Source organism: Sphingobium sp. TKS, from assembly GCF_001563265.1.
GTDB lineage: Bacteria > Pseudomonadota > Alphaproteobacteria > Sphingomonadales > Sphingomonadaceae > Sphingobium.
Window position 1 is genome coordinate 1,503,522 of sequence record NZ_CP005083.1, and the last position, 21,276, is coordinate 1,524,797.

The following is a 21,276-nucleotide window of genomic DNA, read 5'->3' on the forward strand; positions in this document are numbered from 1 at the left end:
TATGCTGGCCCCTTTATGCTGGCAAGGCGCGCAAGTGCCCGGCGCGAAGCTATTTTCCCCGATCGAACAGCCACAGCAGGACGGCGATCACAATGCCCAGCGCCGTGCCCGCCAACAGGCCAGCGCTCGGCTGGCCCATCAGGCCGCCCAGGATTGTGCCGCCCAAAATGGTGAGCGCCAAAATGGCGCCTGCGCCGATCGGTTCTTTTCTGGCCTTGGTCATTGGCCGTTCCTTGCCACGGGCGGGGATGCATGGCCAGAGCTTTCCCGTCTGCGCCGTTTCGGGACAGGCCTGTCCCGCCACGGGATGATTGTGTCAGCCTGGGACTTGGCTAACCCGCTGTTCACCCTTGTAGGCCGCGCCCGCGCGTCGATGGCCGGAACTGGTATGGCGATTGAACCGCTGCCCCTACCGTTCAGGGTGGGGACTTTGGGGGGCCAGGTCATGAATATGCCATATCTTTCGGATCGAAAGAGCTATGAGGACGCGGCTGAATTGATGTCGCTGTTCGGTGACAATGCGGGCTATGAGGCCGCGGCGCGCGCCGATCGCAGCCGGGATGTAGGCAATCATATCCGCTTCTGTCACTGGCGGCAGATCGAGCGGCTCATCGTGCTGCTCACCCATGAGGGGCCGCTTGGCACCATTCATTGAGCGATTTGGCCCGACCCTCACCCGTCATGCCGGAACAGGTTCAGCATGACGGAAGGGGCGTGGATCGTTGTTGTGCCTAAAGCCGCAGTCCGGCCGTCTCCGGCAACCCGGCGAGGATGTTGAGATTCTGCACCGCGGCCCCCGCCGCGCCCTTGCCCAGATTGTCGAGCGCCGCGATCAGCCGCGCTTGACCTGTCGCTTCATTGCCAAAGACGAACAAGGCCAGCCGGTCGGTCGCGCCGACATGCTCCAGCCGCACCTGCCCCATGGCCGCGCTGTCCTCCGCCGACGCCACGCTGACGATCGGTGACCCCGCATAGGCCGCCGCCAGCGTCCTTTGCACATCCGCCACCGAAGGCGCGCCTGGCATGGCCCGCAATTGCAAAGGCACCTCGACGATCATGCCGCGATAGGCGCTCGCCACGGCCGGCGCGAACAGGGGAGGGTGCTGCAAGCCAGAATAGCGCAGCATTTCCGGCCCATGCTTATGCGTCAGCCCTAGCCCGTAGGGCCGAAAAGCGCTCGGCGCGCCTTCTGCGCCCTCATATTCCGCGATCATCGACTTGCCGCCGCCCGAATAGCCCGATGCGCCCGACACCGTCACCGGCCAGTCTGCCGGCAGCAAGCCTGCCAGCACCAGCGGCCGCACCAGCGCCAGAAAGCCGGTCGGCCAGCATCCGGGATTGGCGACGAAGCGGGCATTGGCGAGCCTCTCCCGATGGCCTGGCTCCAGTTCGGCAAAGCCATAGGTCCAGCCGTCAGCAACGCGATGCGCGGTCGACGCGTCGATCACCCGAGTCCGGTCATTGTCGATCAGCGCCACAGCCTCCCGCGCCGCATCGTCAGGCAGGCAGAGGATAACGATATCCGCCGCGTTCAGCGCATCCCGGCGCGCCGCCGCATCCTTCCGCCTGTCCGCGTCCAGCGTGATGATCGACAATTCCGGGCGGCCCGCCAGCCGCTCGTTTATTTCCAAACCCGTAGTTCCGACGCCGCCGTCGATGAAAATCCGATGTGTCATGTGCCGATTCTCCGCCGCGCCGATATGGGTTCCGCATGATCCGCCGCCAATCGTCCGACGACGTCGGCCAGAGGCTCGATCACCACGCTCATCCAATAGGCGTTGGCATGCAATAAATGGTCGCCGTCGGTCATGAGGCCGACATGGCCCGGAAAAAACACGAAGTCTCCTCGTCGGAGCGGCGCGTCAGGCGCGATCGGGGAGCCGATCCCCTCGCGCTGCAGATCGGTGTCGCGCGGCACCTTGATCCCGCACTGGCCGAGCGCGACCTGCACCAGCCCCGAACAGTCGACGCCGCGATGGCCGCGCCCACCCCAGACATAGGGCTGGCCAAGATAGCGCTCCGCCGCCGTGACCCAATCGCTTTCGAGCGCGTCGATCGCCGCGACATGGCGCTTGTGCACATAGCCGTCGGCGCAGGCGAAGAAATCGCCCTCCGCCTCCGCCGCGAATTGCGCGCCGCGTGGCCAGTAATCGGCAATGGGCGATTTGATGTCGGCTGTGCTGAACAGCGGGGCGGTGCCGGTGATGACCCGGCTGTTGACGACTTCCCGCGCATCCAGCGCCTCCCGCCGGACATAGCCGACATAGCCATCATGCCCGCAAAAGCCCCAGGCCCAGTCCGCCGTCACGTCCAGCGCATGGAAGCTCTCGCCGCGCAGCAATTCGCTGACCGCCTGCGCCTTGGGCGTGTCGCTGGCCAGCACCGGAGCGCCGGCTGCCACGCAGGTCAGTTCGACCGCGCGGGCATAATGGGCGGAAAACAGCACCCCGGCGAGCGCCAGATCAGCGAGGTCTCCGCGCGCCGCATGGATGCGCGTGTCGAGCTTGACCGACCGGCCATCCAGCTTGAAGCGGATAGGTTCAGGCGGAGCGTTCCGCGTGGGAGAGGTTGAGGCGTTCATCGCGGCCGGTTCCTGCGATGAAATGGTGAAAGGCGTCAAGAAATTCCGCCCCTTTTGGCGTCCGGGTGATGAAAATATTGCGCCGGTCGGTGGAGTCCCGTTCCCGGCGCAGATAACCCAGCGCCGATAATTTGTTCAGCGCGCGGGTAATCACCGGCTTGGAGACGTTCAGCGCCTCCGCGAGTCCCCGCACCGTATGCGGCCCCGCGCCGATATAGACCGTCAGCATCAGGGCCATTTGCCGATTGGTGAGATCAGGCTTGCCCGACCGCACATAATCGACCAGCGTGCGCATCCATTGGCCGAGCGGCTTGAGGCCGGGCCGGTTCAATTCTGCGGCTTCATTCTGTGCAGATTGGGCATCCATGCACCCCTAACGCATAATAGCCAATCCGGTTGCGTAACGGCCCGCCAAAACCGCTTTCTTTTTACTTTTTATGGCCATAGCGCCCCTGCAGCACGTGAAAGGCCGCACGCAGCCCCAGCGCTTCGCCGCCCTTGGGCCGTCCCGGCCGCGAAGAGGGGCGCCAGGCGAAGGTGTCCAGATGCACCCAAGGCGTGTTTTCAGGCACGAAGCGCTTGAGGAACAGGGCCGCCGTGATCGCGCCCGCAAAGCCGCCTTCGCCCGCATTGTTGATGTCCGCCACGTCCGATTTCAGCATCTCGGCATAGCCGTCCCACAGCGGCAGGCGCCAGGTCGGATCGTCGACCACGCCGCCTGCGGCATCCATTTCCCCGGCCAGCGCATCGTCGTTGGTGAAGAGGGCGGGAAGGTCCGGCCCCACCGCCACTCGCGCCGCGCCGGTCAGCGTCGCATAGTCGATGATGAGGTCCGGCTTGTCCTCGCCCGCCAGCGTTAGCGCATCGCCCAGCACCAGCCGCCCTTCGGCATCGGTATTGCCGATCTCGACCGTCAGCCCCTTGCGCGACTGCAATATGTCGCCGGGCCGGAAGGCATTGCCCGAAACCGCATTTTCCGCCGCCGGGATCAGCAGGTGCAGCCTGACCGGCAGGCGCGAACCCATGATCAGTTGCGCCAGTGCCAGTGCGTGGGCCGCGCCGCCCATATCCTTTTTCATCAGGCGCATGGCTGAGGATGGCTTGATGTCGAGCCCGCCGCTGTCGAAGCAGATGCCTTTGCCGACAATGGCGATTTTCGGATGTTTGGGGTCGCCCCAGCGCAATTCGATCAGCCGTGGCGCGAAGCTCTTGTCCGCCGCTTTGCCGACCGCGTGGATCATGGGGAAGCCCTGCTCCAGCGCGTCGCCCTTCGTCACCTTGCATTCGGCATCGAAGCGTTCCGCCACCTTGCGCGCCGCTGCTTCCAGATCGCCCGGCCCCATGTCGGCGGCGGGCGTGTTGACCAGATCGCGCACCAACGCCACCGCTTCGGCCAGCCGCGTCGCCGCCTCGATCTGCGCCACCTCGCTGGTCAGCAGCACGCGGACGCCGGAGCCATTCTCCTCCTTGCGATAGCGGTCGAAACGATATTGCGCGGTCAGCCATCCCAGCATGGCTGGACCCGCTATTCCCTCTGCCAGCCGGTACATGCCTTCGGGCAATGCTTCGGCCAGTTTGGCAAGGCACCATGGCCCCAGCTTTTCGCAGGATGCGACTCCTGCGATCACGGACCAATCCGCCGGATCGTCGCCGGGCAAAATGGCATGTTCATGCGCCTTGCCCTTGAATTTCTGCGCCGCGACCAGCGTTCGCACCCGTTCCGGCTGGCTCGCGAGCCACGCCTCCAGGCCTTGCGCATCGATGATCCGGATCGATCGGGCGGGTTGATTGTTGTCGGCTTTGAGCAGGTCGGAAAAATCAGTCATGACGCACCTGTTTTGAAGAAAGGCGGCCGGGATGAAAAGCGCAATTTTTCGTCGCCTCCGCGCCTCCTTCGACCGCGCTATCATTTGCGTTGAACGGTCCGCAGGCATAGATTGAACGCAGCTACAATAAGGAGAGATGTGATGATGCACACCGACGATGGCAGGCTCCAGGCTCTTCGCGCCCGTGCCTATGCGCTGGCGGAAGGCGGGCGCTTCGATGGAGCGCATGCGGTGGAGCAGGCGTTGATCGCGGAAGGTTGGCCCAATGCGGGCGCTGCGCTCCAGAGCAGCTATACGCGCAAGGCGATCAGCGAACGGTGCATGGCGGCAACCAAGACCCACTGATGCGGCGCGGCCAGGGGAGGGGACAAGCGGGACCGCTGTTTGTGGCGGGGTTGTTGCTTGGCGCGTGCTCGGCAGCCAAGGATGCGGACAATGCGATGGCGACCGGCAATGATGTCGTCGCCAGCAATTTCGCCAACCGCATGTCCGGCCAACCTGAACCGCCCCTGCCCGCCAAGCCGTTCGAGCAGAAGGAAAAGACCGATCTGCTGGAGTTCGCCTACGGCTATCCCGCCCAGGCGGCGCAGATTCCCGCTTTGGTCGAAAAATTCGGCAACACGCTCAAGGTCAATAAGTCCGATGCGTTGAAAATGGCGCGCGAAGATCAGAAGGCGGCCAAGGCTTCGAGCTTTCCGTTCCATGCCCACGCCCTCGAAACCCATTGGACCGTGACCGCCGACACCCCGCGCTTCCTGGCGCTGGAATCGGAAAGCTATGTCTATACTGGCGGCGCTCATGGCATGACCGGCTATGACGCCCTGCTGTGGGACAAGGACCGCAAGCGCGAAACGGCGGTGGAGGCGCTTATGACATCGCCAACCGCCTTTGCCGCCGCCATTCATGACCGTTTCTGCGAGGCGCTCGACAAGGCGCGGGCCGAAAAGAGGGGCGAGCCGGTGAAGCGCAGCGATGATGACGACTTCACCAAATGCATCGATCCGATGAAGCAGGTGCTGGTGCCCACGTCAAAGGACGGCAAGCTGATCGACAGCGTCACCGTGGTCATCGGCCCCTACAGCGCCGGTCCCTATGCCGAGGGCAGCTACGACATTGCGCTGCCCGTCGACGCGGCAATGCGCAAGGCGATCAAGACCGAGTATCAGGACGCTTTCGTCGCAGCAGAATGATGCTGCCCCGCAATGCACCGTGTTCCTGCCTTCGCAGGAGCACGAAATGCCTAGCCCAGCGGCACGCCAAAAAGGTCATGCTCATCCGCATCCTCGATCAGCGCGTTGAGGATGCTGCCCGGCACCAATCCTTCGCCCACGTCGCGCAGGAAGACATTGCCGTCGATCTCCGGCGCATCGGCCTGGCTGCGGGCGGTGGCGCCGACCGAGCCGTCCTCATCAGCCTCGCCCACCTCATCGATGATGACCGGCAGCACGCGCCCCACCTTTGTGGCAAGCTTGGCGGCGGAGATCGCAGCGGTCTTCTCCATGATCCGCTGATAGCGCTCTTCCTTGACCTCTTCCGGCACTGCGCCCGGCAGGTCGTTGGCGGTGGCGCCCTCGACTGGCTCGAAGCGGAAAGCGCCCACGCGATCCAGTTGCGCCTCATCCAGCCATTGCAGCAGATAATCGAAATCCGCCTCCGTCTCGCCGGGGAAGCCCACGACGAAAGAGGAACGGATCGCGATATCCGGGCAGATGTCGCGCCATTTGCGAATGCGGTCCAGCACCTTGGCTTCGTTCGCGGGCCGTTTCATCGCCTTCAACACTGAAGGCGCGGCATGCTGGAACGGAATGTCGAGATAGGGCGTCAGCAACCCCTCGGCCATCAGCGGGATCACATGGTCCACATGCGGATAGGGATAGACATAGTGCAGCCGGACCCAAGGCGGCGTGCCCTCCGCGGTGCGGAGTTGCCCCAATTCCCGCGCCAGATTGGTCATATGCGCTCGAACTTCGCGGCCCTTCCACTGGCGCGTCTCATGCCGGGTATCGACTCCGTAAGCCGATGTATCCTGGCTGATGATCAGCAGTTCCTTCGTCCCCGCATGCACCAGCTTTTCCGCCTCGCGCAGCACCGCATCGACACGCCGCGACACCAGATCGCCGCGCAGCGAGGGGATGATGCAGAAGGAGCAGCGATGGTTGCAGCCCTCCGAAATCTTCACATAGCTGTAATGGCGCGGCGTCAGCTTGAGGCCGCCTTCCGGCACCAGGTCGACAAAGGCGTTCGGCACCGGCGGCGAAGCTTCATGCACCGCGTTCACCACCGCCTCATATTGATGCGCGCCGGTAACGGCCAGCACCTGCGGGAACTTGGCGCGGATCAACTCCGCCTCATTGCCCATGCAGCCGGTGACGATGACGCGGCCATTTTCCGCAATCGCTTCGCCAATGGCTTCCAGCGATTCTTCCTTGGCCGAATCGAGGAATCCGCAGGTATTGACCAGCACGACGTCGGCGCCGGCATAGTCGGCGGACATCTGATAGCCGTCGGAACGCAGCTTGGTCAGGATGCGCTCGCTGTCGACCAGTGCCTTGGGACAGCCCAGCGACACCATGCCGACCTTCGGCGCTTCGGGAATTTTGGTTGCCATGATCGCCGCGCACATAGGGATTTTTGCGCCCAATGTCACGGGGGATCTGAAATCAAGCCAGGCTGCGGGCTTCCCCGGCCGCATCCCCCTGCACGATCTCGATGATGATGTCGCCGGTCTGGAGCTTCACTCGTCCGTCGGATGCGGCCAGATCGGTCGTATAGTGCCTGGGCGGTCAGGGGCAGAACTGGGTTCCTGCCTGCGCAGGAACGCGCGTCAGCCAACGCTAATTCCCGAAGACCTGCGCTGTCGCCGCCATCGCGCTGTCCTGCGTCAGGTCATAATGCAGCGGCGTCACCGTCACATAACCCTCGGCAATGGCGGCTAGATCGCTCCCCTCGGGCACGGAGTCGCTTTTCCCGAGTCCAAACCAATAATAGTCATAACCGCGCGGGTCGGTGCCCCGGATGATCTTCGTCCGGTCGACATCATGGAAACCTTGCCGTACCACGCGAATGCCCTTCACCGCCTCCGGATCGATCGCCGGAAAATTGACGTTGAACAGCAGCCGGGGACTGGCCGGCATGGCGATCAGCGGCCGCAACACCCGCTCGCCCCATGCCCGCGCAGCCGCGAAGGGCACGGCATCGCCCATGCCCTCCCGCGCATAGACCTGGCTGAGCGCAATCGACTTGATCCCGGAAATCGCGCCTTCCATCGCGGCGGAAACCGTGCCCGAATAGGTCACATCCTCGGCCAGATTGGCCCCCCGGTTGACGCCGGAAAGCACCAGATCGGGCTTTGCGTCCTGCATCAGATGTCCGACCGCCATCATCACCGCGTCGGTCGGCGTACCCGTCACGCTATAATGCTTCTCGCCATGCTGGCGGATGCGCAGCGGCCGCGTGAGCGTCAGACTATGGCCCGCGCCCGACTGCTCCTCGCTCGGCGCGACGATCCAGATATCGTCGGATATCGTCCGCGCAATCTCCTCCAGCACGGTCAGGCCCGGAGCATCAACCCCATCGTCATTGGTAAGCAGGATACGCATGACGAGCCGCCCTTTACCGGGGCCGCAACCGCGTCAGGCCGCCCATATAGGGCGCCAGCGCCTCCGGCACGAGCACGCTGCCGTCCTCCTGCTGGTAATTTTCCAGCACCGCCACCAAAGTCCGCCCCACGGCCAGTCCCGACCCATTGAGCGTATGCAGGAAGCGGGTCTGCTTCTCGCCCTCCGGCTTGTAGCGCGCATTCATCCGCCGCGCCTGGAAATCGCCGCAGTTGGAGACGGAGCTGATCTCGCGATAGGTCTGTTGGCTCGGCAGCCAGACTTCCAGATCCCAGGTCTTGCGCGCGCCAAAGCCCATGTCGCCGGTGCAGAGCAACACCTTGCGATAGGGCAGTCCCAGCGCCTGCAACACGCCCTCGGCCGCCGCGCACATTCGCTCATGCTCGGCCTCGGACTCATCCGGCTTGCAGATCGCCACCAGCTCGACCTTCTCGAACTGATGCTGGCGGATGAACCCACGCGTATCGCGCCCAGCCGATCCCGCTTCCGACCGGAAACAGGGCGTCAGCGCCGTCAAGCGCAGCGGCAGGGTCTCCACCGGCACGATCTGCTCGCGCACGAGGTTGGTGAGGGAAACCTCCGCCGTCGGGATCAGCCAGCGCCCATCGGTGGTCCTGAACAGATCCTCCGCGAATTTCGGCAACTGCCCCGTGCCGAACAGCGCCTCGTCGCGCACCAGCAGCGGCGGATTGACCTCATCATAGCCATTCTCGCCCGACTGGCGATCCAGCATATATTGCGCCAGCGCCCGGTGCAGCCGCGCCATCTGCCCGCGCAGCGCGGTGAAGCGCGCGCCGGACAGCGCTGCGCCGCCCTCGAAATCCAGTCCTAGCGCCGGTCCGAAATCCGCATGATCCTGCGGCGTGAAGGTGAAGCTCCTCGGCTCGCCCCAGCGCGAAACCTCGACATTCTGCGCTTCATCCTCGCCCAGCGGCACATCGTCCGCCGGCAGGTTCGGGATTGCCGCCAGCCGCGCCGCCAAAGCCTCCCCGACTTCGCGATCCTCGGTCTCCAGCGCGGGCATGCTGTCCTTGAGCGCGGCGACTTCGGCCTTCAGCGCCTCGGCCTTTTCCATATCCTTCTGCGCCATCGCCTGCCCGATGGCCTTGCTCGCCTCATTGCGGCGCGCCTGGCCCTGTTGCAGCGCGGTTTTGATCGCCCGGCTGCGTTCGTCGAGCGCCAGCAGTTCCGCACTCAGCGGTTCAAGCCCGCGCCGGGCAAGTCCGGCGTCGAAAGCGGTGGGATTTTCGCGAAGGAAACGAATGTCGTGCATGGGTCAGCCCTATGCCGTTGTGCTTGCCGCCGCGCAACCCTGCACGCCGCCGACCGTTCGTGCTAAAAGCGATCGTTGAAAAGAGAGGAACGGGACGATGCAAATAGACCATGACGCGATGGTGCTGGTTGCCGACGGGCGCAAAATGCTGTTCTTTCGCAACAAGGGCAGCCCGGCCTTTCCCAATCTGGAAACGGAGGAAGTGAAGCAGCAGGACAATCCCCCCGATCGCGAGCAGGCCTCCGACGGGACCGGGCGCGGTCCCAATTCGGTGGGCAGTCACCGGGGAGCCGTGGAGCAGACCAATTTCCACGATCTGGAGGAAGCCCGCTTCGCTGCCGAAGCGGCCGAACTGCTCAAGCGCCGCGCCCTCGCCCATGACTATGACAAGCTGATCGTCGTCGCGCCGCCCGCCGCCCTGGGGGAAATGCGCAAACATTATCACAAGGAAGTGCAGAACCGGCTGGTGGGGGAGATCGCCAAGGATCTGTCCAATCACCCTGTGCCGGAAATCGAGCGAATCATCGCGACGAGCTGAACGCGATATCCGGCCGGCGCTTCCCCCCGGATGCGCCGACCGGATCGCCCCCGGTTAACCTTCGATCCCCGCCTTCGTTCGCGCGAACCGTTTGCGGGCCAGCAGGGCTGCTGCGCCTGCTCCAAATAGCAGCACCATTGGCGGCGCCGGAACATCGGTCGGCGGTGGCGGCGGATGATGATCGCCGCCCGACGAACTGGAGGATGAAGAGGAGGAGGATGTCGAGCTGCTGGTCGAGGAACTCGACGAAGACGAGCTGGAGGTCGAGCTCGAAGTCGAAGAACTGCTGGTCACATTGCCGCTCGATGTGGAGACGTTGCCCGACGAGGTCGAAACATTTCCCGAGGATGTCGACACATTGCCCGACGAGGTCGAAACCCCGCCCGTGGACGTCGATACCCCGCCAGTCGAAGTCGAAACGCCCCCAGTCGAAGTGGATACGCCTCCGGTCGAGGTCGACACCCCACCGGTCGTCGAGCTGGTCGAGCTGGTGATTCCGCCGGTCGAGCTGCTGGTGGAGGAGATCACCACCGATCCGCCTGAACCGCCGCCGCTGCCGCCGAAAAACCCGCCGATGAAGCCGCCGCCGCCAAAGCCGGGGCCGCCCGCCATCACGATGGGCGCGCCGCCGCCGCCCGACATGACCGGCATTTCCGCCGCGGCCACCGGCGCGGGCAGGGGGATGGGTGCGGCCTGGGTCGTCACCGTCACGGTTTGCGGCGCGCAGGACACCGTCTTTACCACCCGCTGGACCTTGCGCACGGCATAATGTCTGCGCGGGGCCGCCTTCACGCCCTTGGTGCTGTGGACCCCGGCCGGGCGCGCGCTTTCAGCGACATGGACAGCGCCGCCGCCGATGATCGCACCGCCAGCGGCGCAAGCGCATAATTTAGCCAATGCCATCCGTACCGACATAGGTTCCACTCTTGTTTATCTTTGCAGCCTGACAGGTCCCGTCACTGAAATTGCGCAGTAACGGTCGCGGGGCCGTTTCCTAACTCTATCAACGCAAAACAAAGCGTTAACTTCAATGGCGTTAACTCTGAATATCGGGGCCAAGTCGAGGAAAAATATAATAAATCATAAACTACTATGGTTAACGTCCCATAGTGACACGGCGGCTGGCCGCTGCGACAATACGGCTTGTCTATTTTCTTTTGGCATTGCCCCACCCTACGGAATCGTCGGTTTTCCGTGGGTAAGCGCGATGCGGTGCAGGATCGGCGCGCCGGACCACCGATTGCCCGCTTGTCTCCGGCCGTGCCGCTGGTTATTAGGCGCCGTCAATCACAAGTCACGGATACCCCGGCACTTTAAGCATTGGGGGTCCCGCGAGTCGGAGAGCCAGATGGCATCGGTCCTGAATTCCGATAAAGACGGCCCAAATCCGCCGAAATCGGCTGTAACCCTCCCCCCCGATTATCGTCCTTCCGCAGACGAAGAATTTATGAACCCGCTCCAGTTGGAGTATTTCCGGCAGCGCCTGTGGGACTGGAAAAAGCAGATACTGACTGAAGCGGAGGGGACGTTGGCGGTTCTGCAGAATGAACCGCTGCGTGAACCCGATCTCAACGACCGCGCATCGAGCGAGACGGACTGGTCGATCGAACTGCGCACCCGCGATCGCCAGCGCAAGCTGATCTCCAAGATCGACGCCGCGCTGCGCCGCATCGACGAGGGCGAATATGGCTATTGCGAGGTGACTGGCGAACCCATTTCGCTGGGCCGCCTGGAAGCCCGTCCGATCGCGACCATGACGGTCGAAGCGCAGGAACGGCACGAACGACAGGAAAAAGTCTCTCGCGACGATTAACCTTTTGTCCATGCGCCCATGGCAATATCGCTGCGATAATGTGGTGATATTGCAGGGCGTTGTGGATGGATGGCAATGAAAACATGGATCGGGGCCCCGCGCGATCGGGTCCGCGAGACAGTCTGTTCCTGCTCACCAATTTGAGTTCGGTGGACGGCACGCCGCTTGGCCGAGCGCGAGTCCGCAATCTTTCCGCGACTGGCTTGATGGCCGATTGCGAGCGCGCCGTGCCTGCGGGCACCCGCATCCGTTTCGATCTGCGCGGCATCGGCCAGGTCAACGGCTCGGTCGTCTGGTCGCGCGAAGACCGCATCGGCATCGCCTTCGATGAGGAAATCGACCCGCAACTGGCGCGCCGCCCGATCTCGGCGCAGGCGGGACAGGCTTCGGTGCCGGACTATCTGCGCCAGCGCCGGCTCATTCGCTGAATTTTCAAATCCTTCCCGTCGTCAGATGGGGAGGGGGCGCCGCAACGTTCGCCCATTTCCCCTCCACCAGCCTGCGGCTGGTCTCCCCACGGGAGGATTGAGAGGCTGCGCGCCTTTGCAGCCCATGGCGGACTTTCCCACCAATGCCAAAAAATAGCCCCGCAGGCCCATCCAGCCCCGGAGCTTTCGTCACCCGTCACCTCAAGAAAAGGGCTGGATCAGCGGCAAGGGACCGCTGATCCATGCCTTTCACTCAGGCGTCACCGGCTGTCAGTGTTGCGCCTCCATTTCCTCCTTCAGCCGAAGCTTCTGCTTCTTGAGCGAGGCTACCAGGATCGCATCGGGCATCGGACGACTCGTCTCCGCCTTGATTCGTGCCTCAAGCCCTGCATGCTTGGCCGAAAGAGCTGAAATGTGGCTATTTTCCATGACATTCTCCTAACGAGGGTGATGGACGGATGAATAAATCACGATTCGCGGGGATTGTCTTCGGGTGATTCGCGCTTTGCGACGGGACGCGTTGAAATTTGCGATGGTTCGTGTCGGCCGGTGGGGCTATCAAAGGAGGATGGGACGGCAATGGGTGCGAAAGTAGGTGTATGGTGAGCCGCGAAGACATCATGCGTCGGCTGGAATTGTTGCGAATCGAGCATCGCGATCTCGACGGCGCCATCGCCGCGCTGGTCGACTCCGGCTCGGGCGATCAGATGCAGATCGCTCGCCTTAAAAAACGCAAATTGCGGCTGCGCGACGAAATGGCGTTGCTGGAGGATCAGCTCGTCCCCGACATCATCGCCTGACCGGTTTTGGGCGGATTGTGGTTAATGCCGCGCCAACCGCCCCCGAATGAGACAATTCGGGGTTAACGGGCCGCATCGGGCCTGACAAGGGTTCCCGCTTATGGCACATGTCGGCCATGAAACTCGCCGCTTCTCTTGACCAGGGCCTGCACCGCCGTCTGGTCGATGGCCTTTATGTCGAAGCCATGATCATGGCGGATGAGGCGCGCGCCTATTTCGACATTCGCGAGACGTCCGGTCCGGAAGCCGACGATCCGCTCCGCCGCGTCGCCTTTGCCTGCGAATCGCTGAAAGTCACGACCCGCCTCATGCACATCATCGCCTGGCTGCTGAGCCAGCGCGCCTGGCAACGCGGCGAACTCAACGATGCGGAGATGCTGGACGAGAAATATCGCCTGGGCCATGCCGCCACCACCGATCCGGCGCTTTCCGCCAACTTCCCCTTCGCCGCCCGCGCGCTGATAGAGGCGAGCCAGGATCTTTACGAGCGCGTCGCCCGCCTGCAGGACCGCATGGCCCGCCCGCGCGCCCAGGCGGAACCCAATCCTGCCCGTGCCCTGATGGATCGCCTCAACGCCGCCTTTTGACGGTCTGGCGTGCGGAAGATTTGATTGACAGCCTTGGTTGGCCAGAATGGGACGTTGATAATATCGTCATCCCGGCTTGATCTTGGGGGCTGGCCTTCTGCCCAATAACTGGTCTAGATCAGGCATATGAACACCGGTTTGCGGACCTGCCGCCGCATTTCAGGCCTTCCGCAAGCTGCCCTTCTCGTGCCGCTGCTTCTGCTCGCGCCCGTCGCCTATGCGCAGACGGCGCCCCAGAGCGGTGTCCAGCGCGACCCCGATCCCGCCCTTGCGCCGATGCCGGACATAGGCGTGGACTGGCCCGACATGGGTCAACCGGACAGCATCGCCCCGATGGTCGAGCTGCCGCCCGAAACCTCCGACGCGCCGCATCAGGTCATCGCACCCGAAGCCTCCGACGAACCGGCGGAGGAGGCAGCGACATTTGCGGACACTGGCGAAGAGCGCCGCTACTCCGTCACGCTTTCCGGCGTGGAAGAGATTGCCGATGCTCAGTTTACCACCCGTTTCAAGGAATTGTCGGCATTGCAGCAGGGGGAGGGGAAGTTTGCCAACCTTGCCCAGATCAATCGCCGCATCAAGGAAGACAGCGACCTGCTGGACCGCCTGTTGCGCGCCAAGGGCTATTATGCCGCCCGCGTCCGCGGGGCCGTCGCCGCGCCGCCGCCCGGCAGCGACAAGCTGGTCGTCACCTTCCGGATCGTGCCGGGCGCCCGCTATCTGCTCTCGTCCGTCGACCTGACGGGCCTTGAAACCACTGGAGAGCGCGAGGCGGAATTGCGCTCAGCCTTCCCGCCCAAGCCCGGAGACCCGGTTGACGCCGACGCCATCCTCGCGGGCCAGGCATCGCTGACGGTCGCCCTTGCGGAAAACGGCTTCCCCTTCGGCAAGGTGGGGGAACCGGAAGTCCGCATCGACCATGATGAGCGCAAGGGCGAGCTGGACATTGTCGTCAATCCCGGAGCCTATCGCACCTTCGGCAAGATCGTCATGGCCGATGAGGATCTGTTCAGCGCCCGCCATGTCCAGCGCATCGCCCGCTTTCATCCCGGCGATACCTATATGGCCTCGGATGTCGAGGATCTGCGTCAGGCGCTGGTCGCCACCGGCCTCGTCTCCTCCCTGACTATGACGCCGAAGGATGCCGGCGATGGCGAGCATGTCGACCTTGCCATCGACGCCAGGCCTGCGCCGCTGCGCACCATTGCGGGCGAACTGGGCTATGGCACGGGTGAAGGCTATCGCGCGGAAGTCAGTTGGACGCACCGCAATTTCTTCCCGCCTGAAGGTTCCGTGACGTTGCGCGGTGTGCTCGGCACCCAGGAACAGACGGCATCCGTCATCTATCGCCGCAACAATTTCCGCCGCCGCGACAATGTGCTGACCGGGCTGCTGTCGGTCAGCAACATCCAGCGCGATGCCTATGACGCGCGCACCATCACCCTGTCGGGCTCGCTGGAGCGCCAGACCAACATATTGTTCCAGAAAAAATGGGTCTGGCGCATCGGCGGCGAACTGATCGCCTCGGACGAAGCGGATGCGTTCAGCAACGGCAACCGTCGCACCTTCTTCATCAGTGCGATCCCGTTGAGCCTCACCTATGACGGCAGCGACGACCTGCTGAACCCCACCAGGGGCTTTCGCCTCGGCGGTCGCCTCAGTCCGGAGCTCTCCTTCCAGAACAGCACTTTCGGCTATGCCCGCGTGCAGCTCGACGGCAGCGTCTATCAGCCGATGAGCGACCGCATCGTGCTCGCCGCGCGCGCCCGTTTCGGGACGATCCTGGGTTCCACGGTCGATCGCATCGCGCCCTCGCGGCGTTTCTATGCAGGCGGCGGCGCGTCGGTGCGCGGCTATGGTTATCAGGCGATCGGCCCGCGCTACGGCCCGGACAATGATCCGGTGGGTGGCAAGAGTCTGGCTGAATTTTCGCTGGAATCGCGCATCCGTTTCGGCAATTTCGGCGTCGTGCCCTTCGTCGACGCCGGCAATATCTCAACGAGCTTCCTGCCGCGCTTCCGCGACCTGCGCATCGGCGCGGGGCTGGGCGTACGCTATTACAGCAGCTTCGGCCCGATCCGCATCGATGTCGGCACGCCGATCAATCCACAATCGGGTGACCCGAAGCTTGCCGTCTATGTCTCGTTGGGGCAGGCCTTCTGATGACAGAAGATCAGTCCCAAACGACCCTGCCGCCACGCCGCCGCCGTGCCTGGGACGGCCGTTGGCAGCGCTGGATCGCGGGGCTGCTCGCGACGCTGCTGCTCATTATCGCAGGCACCTTGGCCTGGCTCGACACCGCGCCCGGCCACCGCTTCCTCGTTTCCCGCATCGCCCGGATCAGCCCGCCTTCGGGCCTGCGCATCCATGTCGACCGGATCGACGGCAGCATATACCGCAAGGCGATCCTCCACGGCCTCACCTTGTCCGATCCCAAGGGCGCCTTCCTTGACGCGCCACGCGTGGAACTCGACTGGTGGCCCTTCGCCTGGCTCTCCAACCGGCTCGACATTGATCGCCTCGTCATCCCGGAGGCGACCCTGCGCAAGCTGCCCAAGCTCAACCCCAGCGAGCGGCAAGGCCCGATCCTCCCCGGCTTCGACATCCGCCTGATGCAGTTTTCGGTCGGCCGCCTGATCATCGACTGGGGCGTCACCGGCAAGATTCAGCAGGCCACGCTGTTGGGCGACGCCGACATTCGTGGTGGCCGCGCGATCATCGACCTCTCGGCTCGCGTGCTGAACGGCGAGGATGCGCTCAACATCGCGCTCGACAGTCGTCCGGACGACGACAAGTTCGACCTCGACGTCACTGTCAACGCTCCCAAGGGTGGGGTATTGGCCGTCATGGCGGGCCTGAAACAGGACGCCAATCTGCGCATCCACGGCAAGGGCAGCTGGACCCGCTGGGATGGCCGCCTCGCCGGTACGCTCGACAGCGAACCCGCCATCGACCTGAAACTGGCCGCCCGCAGCGGGACCTATGCCGCCACCGGCACGATCGAAGGCTCCGCCATAGCGGGGCAGGGTCTGTTCCAGCGTCTTTCCGCGCCGCGCCTGGCCATCCAGGCCAGCGGATCGATGGCCGACCGTGTGATCGACGGCAAGCTCTCGCTCCGCTCCACCGCGATCGATCTTAGTGCCGATGGCGGCATCGACCTGCGCAACAATGCGCTCGATAATCTGCTGGTCGATGTGAAGCTCGCCCGCCCGCAGGCGCTGCTCAAATCGATGACCGGCCGCGACATCGCCGCCCGTATCCGCCTGGACGGTCCGCTTGCCGGGTTCGGCTATGAATATCTGCTGACTGCAAAGCAACTCGCCTTCGGCAAGACGGTGATCCACGATGTCCGCGCCGACGGGAAGGGGCGCAAGGCCAAGGGCGGCCCCGCGCTGATACCCGTCCATCTGCGCGCGCGCCGTCTGGACGGGCAGGGGGAGCTGGTCGAAGGCATCATCCGCAATTTCGTGCTCGACGGCGTGCTCCAGCTCAAGAACCAGCAGATCGTCAGCAACCCGATGACTGTCCGCTCCGACAAGTTGCGCGGCAAGCTCATCATGATCGCGGATCTCAGGACGGGCCGTTATGATTTCGGCCTTGACGGTCAGATCAGCGGTCTCGCCATTCGCGGCCTCGGCATCGTCGACGTCACGTCGAAACTGCGCGCGATCCCCGGTCCCAAGGGCGCCTTCACCCTTAGCGGCAACGCCATGGCGCGGATGCGGCGGCTCGACAACAGCTTCCTGCGCTCGCTGGGCGGCGGCTTGCCGGTGGCCCGCAGCGCGCTCTCGCTGGGGCCGGACGGCCAGCTTCAATTCACCAACCTCCACCTCGACGCGCCGCTGCTCACCCTCACGGCCAAGGGTTATCGCCGCCGCGATGGCACCTTCCATTTCGAAGGCGGCGGCCAGCACAAAAGCTATGGCCCGCTGCGCCTCATTTTGGAGGGCAAGATCGACCGCCCGACCGTCGACCTCGTCCTGCAAAGCCCATTGAAGGCGCTGGGCGTCACCGACATGCACGCGCATCTGATCCCTGACGCGGCGGGTTACAGCTTCACGGCAGAGGGCGGCTCCACCCTTGGTCCCTTCACCGGCAATGGCGCGATCCTGCTGCCGCCCGGTGGGCAGGCCATCGTCCGCATCGCCCGCGTCACGGCCTCCGGCGTGACCGCCAGCGGCGACCTGCGCCCGGTCACGGGTGGCCTGAACGGCACGCTCAACGTCAGCGGCCCCGTCACCGGCACCATCGCCTTCGCGCCGGTCAGCGGCGTGCAGCAACTCAAGCTCGCGCTTGTCGCCACCGACGCCAGCTTTGACGGCCCCACCGCCATCACCGTCCGCCGTGGCAAGCTGGACGCCACGATCCTGCTCGATCCTTCGGGCACCTCGATCAACGCCACGGCGCAGGCGCGGGGGCTTCGCGTCGGCGCCATCCAGATCGGCCGCCTGGCCGCCAATGCCGATCTGGTCGACGGCAGCGGCAAGGTCCGCGCCAGCATTTCCGGCCAGCGCGGCCGCCTGTTCGACCTCACCGGCGAAGCGCAGGTCACGCCCGGCCGCATCCAGCTTCAGGCCGGCGGTACTGTCGACAAGCGCCCGATCAAGCTGACCCGCGCCGCCATATTCACCCGCACGCAAGATGGCTGGCGCCTCGATCCTGCGTCGATCAGCTTCGCGGGCGGCTCGCTCCAACTGGGCGGCGAACTGAGCGGCCAGACCACCAGCATAGAGGCGCGCCTGGAAAAGCTGCCGCTCTCGCTGCTCGACATCGCCTATGACAATCTCGGCCTCGGTGGCACGGCGACCGGCTCGCTCAGCTATGTCCATACTCGCGGCGGCATGCCCACCGGCAAGGCGGAACTGCGTGTGCGCGGCCTGTCCCGTTCCGGCCTGTCGCTCAGTTCCCGCCCGGTCGATGCCGGCGTCAACGCGGTCCTCACTCACGACCGGCTCGCGACCCGCATGATCTTCGTCGCGGATGGCCAGACCATCGGCCGCGCTCAGGCGTTGCTCACGCCGCTCGGGCCTGAAGGCAGCCTTGTCGAGCGCCTCAACCGCGCTCCGCTCTTCGCGCAGCTTCGTTATAATGGCACCGCCGACACGCTCTGGCGCCTGACCGGGGTGGAGATCGTCGACATATCCGGCCCCGTCAGCGTCACCGCCGACGCACGCGGCACGCTGGGAGATCCCGCCATCACTGGCTCGCTCGCCACCGACAGCGCTGCGATCAACAGCCCCATCACCGGCATGCGCCTGCACGGCGTCAAGGCGCGGGGCCGCTTCTCCGGCGCGCAACTGGTCATGACCGATTTCAGCGCCGCCGCGCAAAATGGGGGGACGGTCACGGGTACGGGCAGCTTCACCTTCAACGGCATCGCAGGCGTCGGCATGGATTTGCGCCTGCAAGCCGAAAATGCGGCCCTGCTGGAGCGGGACGACATAGCCGCCACCGTCACCGGCCCGATCACGCTCAGTTCCACCGGCAAGGGCGGCACCATCGGCGGCGACCTCATCCTCAACCGCAGCCGCTTCACCATGGGTCGCGCCGCCGCCGTCGCGCAAATCCCCGAACTTCGGGTCATCGAGATCAACCGCCGTGGCGATGAGATCGAGCGTCCGCGCACCGTCGTCCCCTGGGCGCTGGCGATCAAGGCGCGCGCCCGCAACCGCCTGATCGTCACTGGCCTGGGCCTCGACAGCGAATGGCGCGCCGATCTCGACATTGGCGGCACCGTCACCAATCCCGCCATCGGGGGCACCGCCGACCTCGTCCGCGGCACCTATGATTTCGCCGGCCGCCGCTTCGACCTCAAGGAAGGCAAGATCCAGTTCGACGGCCGCACCCCCGTCAACCCTATGCTCGACATCGATGCGGAGGCGAATGTCAGCGACCTGACCGCCACCATCCATGTCGGCGGCACGGGTCTCAAGCCCGTCATCAGCTTCACCAGCGTACCGGCGTTGCCGCAGGACGAACTGCTCTCCCGAATCCTCTTCGGCACATCGATCACCAACCTGTCCGCGCCAGAAGCGCTGCAATTGGCTTCGGCGGTCGGTTCGCTCCAGGGGCAGGGCGGCCTTGACCCGATCAACGCCGTGCGCAAGGCGGCGGGGCTGGATCGTCTCCGCATCATCGCCGCTGACCCGACGCAGGGGCAGGGGACTTCCATCGCGGCGGGCAAATATCTGACGCGCAAGACCTATGTGGAGCTGATCACCGACGGGCAGGGCTATTCCGCCACGCGCATCGAATATCAGGTCACGCGCTGGCTCTCGCTGCTGGGCGCCATCTCGACGCTGGGCCGTGAAAGCGTCAACGTCCGCGTTTCAAAGGATTATTGAGCGTGACCAAGTCCCGCATCGACGCCGCCGCCGCAATCAGCGTCATGGACCTGTTCACCATCGGCATCGGTCCGTCCAGTTCCCACACGGTCGGCCCGATGCGCGCGGCGCTGCTGTTCATGGACTCGCTGCCCGCAACCCCGACGCGGGTGCAATGCGAACTTTACGGCTCGCTGGCCCTCACCGGCAAAGGCCACGCCACCGACACGGCGATCCTGCTCGGTCTGTCCGGCTATCGTCCTGAAGGCGTCGATCCGGACGCTGTTCCCACGATCCTTGCCGCCATCCGCCGCGAAGGTCGCATCCGCGCGGGCAGCGCCGTCAAGCTCTTCATCCCCTTTGACGAAGCCACCGATCTCCTCTTCCGCAAGGGCGAATTTCTGGAAGCGCATAGCAACGGCATGCGCTTCTCCGCCTGGTTCGAGGGCAAGGACGATCCGCTGATCCGCGACTATTATTCCGTCGGCGGCGGCGCCGTCCTTCCCGGCACGGCGGAAGGGTTCGATCCGCAACTCGGCCATAATGTCGTCCAGCCGCATCCCTTTTCCTCCGGCGCCGAAATGCTCGCCCTGGGCGAAGCGACCGGCCTCAGCATCGCCACCCTTGTCCTGCGCAACGAGGGCGCCTGGCGCACCCGGCCGGAAACCGAAGCCTTTCTCGACAGCGTGATCGACGCCATGAGCGCCTCGATCGACCGGGGTCTCAAGGAAGAGGGTCTGCTCCCCGGCGGGCTCAAGGTCCGTCGCCGCGCCCGCTCCATCCACAATCGGCTGGTCTTGCAGCAAAACGCCCTCGGCCCGGCGCAGATCTTCGAATGGGTCAGCCTGTTCGCCCTCGCCGTGAATGAGGAAAATGCCGCAGGCGGCCGCGTCGTCACCGCGCCCACCAATGGCGCGGCGGGCGTCATCCCGGCGGTGCTGCATTATTATCGCCGTTTCGTCCCCGGCGCCGACCGCGAAGGGGAGCGCTGCTTCCTGCTCACTGCCGCGGCGATCGGTTTCCTCTACAAGAAGCGCGCCTCCATCTCCGCCGCCGAAATGGGTTGCCAGGGCGAAGTCGGCGTCGCCTGCTCCATGGCCGCCGCCGGCCTTGCCGCCGTGCTGGGAGGCACCAACCAACAGATCGAAAATGCCGCCGAAATTGGCATGGAACATAATCTCGGCCTCACCTGCGATCCGATCGGCGGCCTCGTCCAGATCCCTTGTATCGAGCGCAACACCATGGGCGCGGTAAAGGCGATCAACGCGGCCTATCTCGCCCTGCAAGGCGATGGCCGTCACATCGTCAGCCTGGATGCGGTGATTGAAACCATGCGCCAGACCGGCGAGGACATGGCCAGCCGATACAAGGAAACCAGCCTCGGCGGCCTTGCCGTCAATGTGGTGGAATGCTGATCGGCTCGTCGTCCCGCCCGCTCATCTTCGCGGCGAATGGACTTCATTTCGTGACATTAATGACACATAATCAAT

21 protein-coding genes are annotated in these 21,276 nt (G+C 64.5%); 12 read left to right on the plus strand and 9 right to left on the minus strand.

Features of this window, described 5'->3' with window-relative positions; translation table 11 throughout:
* Positions 1-49 precede the first annotated feature (49 nt).
* A complete protein-coding gene (locus K426_RS32095) occupies positions 50-223 on the minus strand; it encodes a hypothetical protein (protein WP_169576129.1) in 174 nt (57 codons plus the stop codon).
* Positions 224-451: 228 nt separating this feature from the next.
* On the opposite strand from K426_RS32095, the gene K426_RS07600 reads away from it, so the two are divergent.
* On the plus strand, positions 452-655 hold the full coding sequence (locus K426_RS07600; RefSeq protein ID WP_066561493.1) for a hypothetical protein: 204 nt from the start codon (positions 452-454) through the stop codon (positions 653-655).
* Between the two features lie 76 nt (positions 656-731).
* On the opposite strand, the gene argC is transcribed toward K426_RS07600, so the two are convergent.
* The 4 genes from argC to K426_RS07620 all read right to left on the minus strand — a co-directional run bounded on the left by argC (position 732) and on the right by K426_RS07620 (position 4,407).
* Positions 732-1,676 carry an N-acetyl-gamma-glutamyl-phosphate reductase gene (argC, locus tag K426_RS07605; protein ID WP_066555664.1) on the minus strand — a complete coding sequence of 315 codons (945 nt, stop codon included), beginning with the start codon at positions 1,674-1,676 and terminating at the stop codon, positions 732-734.
* Positions 1,673-2,581 (minus strand): C40 family peptidase, encoded by a 909-nt coding sequence (locus K426_RS07610; protein WP_066555666.1) that lies wholly within the window; start codon positions 2,579-2,581, stop codon positions 1,673-1,675. Before K426_RS07610 ends, argC begins: the two co-directional genes overlap by 4 nt.
* Entirely contained in the window at positions 2,541-2,948 is a 408-nt protein-coding gene (locus K426_RS07615; RefSeq protein ID WP_066555668.1) for a MarR family winged helix-turn-helix transcriptional regulator, read from the minus strand. Before K426_RS07615 ends, K426_RS07610 begins: the two co-directional genes overlap by 41 nt.
* Before the next feature lie 61 nt (positions 2,949-3,009).
* Entirely contained in the window at positions 3,010-4,407 is a 1,398-nt protein-coding gene (locus K426_RS07620; protein ID WP_066555670.1) for a leucyl aminopeptidase family protein, read from the minus strand.
* Between the two features lie 141 nt (positions 4,408-4,548).
* On the opposite strand from K426_RS07620, the gene K426_RS07625 reads away from it, so the two are divergent.
* Both K426_RS07625 and K426_RS07630 read left to right on the plus strand, forming a co-directional pair.
* Positions 4,549-4,752, plus strand: a complete 204-nt coding sequence (locus K426_RS07625) for a hypothetical protein (protein ID WP_066555671.1) — start codon at positions 4,549-4,551, stop codon at positions 4,750-4,752.
* Positions 4,752-5,597 (plus strand): DUF4163 domain-containing protein, encoded by an 846-nt coding sequence (locus tag K426_RS07630; protein WP_066555673.1) that lies wholly within the window; start codon positions 4,752-4,754, stop codon positions 5,595-5,597. The genes K426_RS07625 and K426_RS07630 overlap by 1 nt, the downstream gene beginning before the upstream one ends.
* Before the next feature lie 50 nt (positions 5,598-5,647).
* On the opposite strand, the gene rimO is transcribed toward K426_RS07630, so the two are convergent.
* The 3 genes from rimO to serS all read right to left on the minus strand — a co-directional run bounded on the left by rimO (position 5,648) and on the right by serS (position 9,297).
* Positions 5,648-7,030 carry a 30S ribosomal protein S12 methylthiotransferase RimO gene (gene rimO, locus K426_RS07635; protein ID WP_197672770.1) on the minus strand — a complete coding sequence of 461 codons (1,383 nt, stop codon included), beginning with the start codon at positions 7,028-7,030 and terminating at the stop codon, positions 5,648-5,650.
* A 211-nt stretch (positions 7,031-7,241) separates the two neighbouring features.
* Positions 7,242-8,006 (minus strand): 5'/3'-nucleotidase SurE, encoded by a 765-nt coding sequence (gene surE, locus K426_RS07640; protein ID WP_066555675.1) that lies wholly within the window; start codon positions 8,004-8,006, stop codon positions 7,242-7,244.
* A gap of 13 nt (positions 8,007-8,019) precedes the next feature.
* Positions 8,020-9,297 carry a serine--tRNA ligase gene (gene serS, locus K426_RS07645; protein WP_066555677.1) on the minus strand — a complete coding sequence of 426 codons (1,278 nt, stop codon included), beginning with the start codon at positions 9,295-9,297 and terminating at the stop codon, positions 8,020-8,022.
* Positions 9,298-9,394: 97 nt separating this feature from the next.
* Between serS and K426_RS07650 the strand changes: the two genes are divergently transcribed.
* From K426_RS07650 to K426_RS07665, 4 genes are all read left to right on the plus strand, one after another.
* On the plus strand, positions 9,395-9,835 hold the full coding sequence (locus tag K426_RS07650) for a host attachment family protein (protein ID WP_066555678.1): 441 nt from the start codon (positions 9,395-9,397) through the stop codon (positions 9,833-9,835).
* A gap of 295 nt (positions 9,836-10,130) precedes the next feature.
* Positions 10,131-10,604 (plus strand): hypothetical protein, encoded by a 474-nt coding sequence (locus K426_RS07655; RefSeq protein ID WP_237229979.1) that lies wholly within the window; start codon positions 10,131-10,133, stop codon positions 10,602-10,604.
* Between the two features lie 579 nt (positions 10,605-11,183).
* The gene (gene dksA / locus K426_RS07660; RefSeq protein ID WP_066555682.1) at positions 11,184-11,648 is read left to right on the plus strand and encodes an RNA polymerase-binding protein DksA; all 465 of its coding nucleotides are present in this window, start codon (positions 11,184-11,186) and stop codon (positions 11,646-11,648) included.
* A gap of 83 nt (positions 11,649-11,731) precedes the next feature.
* Positions 11,732-12,076, plus strand: coding sequence for a PilZ domain-containing protein (locus K426_RS07665; protein WP_405053690.1), 345 nt, complete (start codon positions 11,732-11,734; stop codon positions 12,074-12,076).
* Positions 12,077-12,346: 270 nt separating this feature from the next.
* On the opposite strand, the gene K426_RS30235 is transcribed toward K426_RS07665, so the two are convergent.
* Positions 12,347-12,505 carry a YdcH family protein gene (locus tag K426_RS30235; protein ID WP_007684009.1) on the minus strand — a complete coding sequence of 53 codons (159 nt, stop codon included), beginning with the start codon at positions 12,503-12,505 and terminating at the stop codon, positions 12,347-12,349.
* A 191-nt stretch (positions 12,506-12,696) separates the two neighbouring features.
* Here K426_RS30235 and K426_RS07670 point away from each other — a divergent pair, with 191 nt between their 5' ends.
* The 5 genes from K426_RS07670 to K426_RS07690 all read left to right on the plus strand — a co-directional run bounded on the left by K426_RS07670 (position 12,697) and on the right by K426_RS07690 (position 21,201).
* Positions 12,697-12,876 (plus strand): YdcH family protein, encoded by a 180-nt coding sequence (locus K426_RS07670; RefSeq protein WP_066561497.1) that lies wholly within the window; start codon positions 12,697-12,699, stop codon positions 12,874-12,876.
* A gap of 116 nt (positions 12,877-12,992) precedes the next feature.
* Positions 12,993-13,463 carry a DUF1465 family protein gene (locus tag K426_RS07675; RefSeq protein WP_066561498.1) on the plus strand — a complete coding sequence of 157 codons (471 nt, stop codon included), beginning with the start codon at positions 12,993-12,995 and terminating at the stop codon, positions 13,461-13,463.
* Positions 13,464-13,589: 126 nt separating this feature from the next.
* Complete coding sequence (locus K426_RS07680; protein WP_066555684.1) at positions 13,590-15,626, plus strand: autotransporter assembly complex protein TamA; 2,037 nt, start codon at positions 13,590-13,592, stop codon at positions 15,624-15,626.
* Positions 15,626-19,807, plus strand: coding sequence for a translocation/assembly module TamB domain-containing protein (locus tag K426_RS07685; protein ID WP_066555686.1), 4,182 nt, complete (start codon positions 15,626-15,628; stop codon positions 19,805-19,807). The genes K426_RS07680 and K426_RS07685 overlap by 1 nt, the downstream gene beginning before the upstream one ends.
* Before the next feature lie 2 nt (positions 19,808-19,809).
* Positions 19,810-21,201: an L-serine ammonia-lyase gene (locus K426_RS07690; RefSeq protein WP_066555688.1), complete on the plus strand. Its 1,392-nt coding sequence runs from the start codon at positions 19,810-19,812 to the stop codon at positions 21,199-21,201.
* Positions 21,202-21,276: the final 75 nt, after the last annotated feature.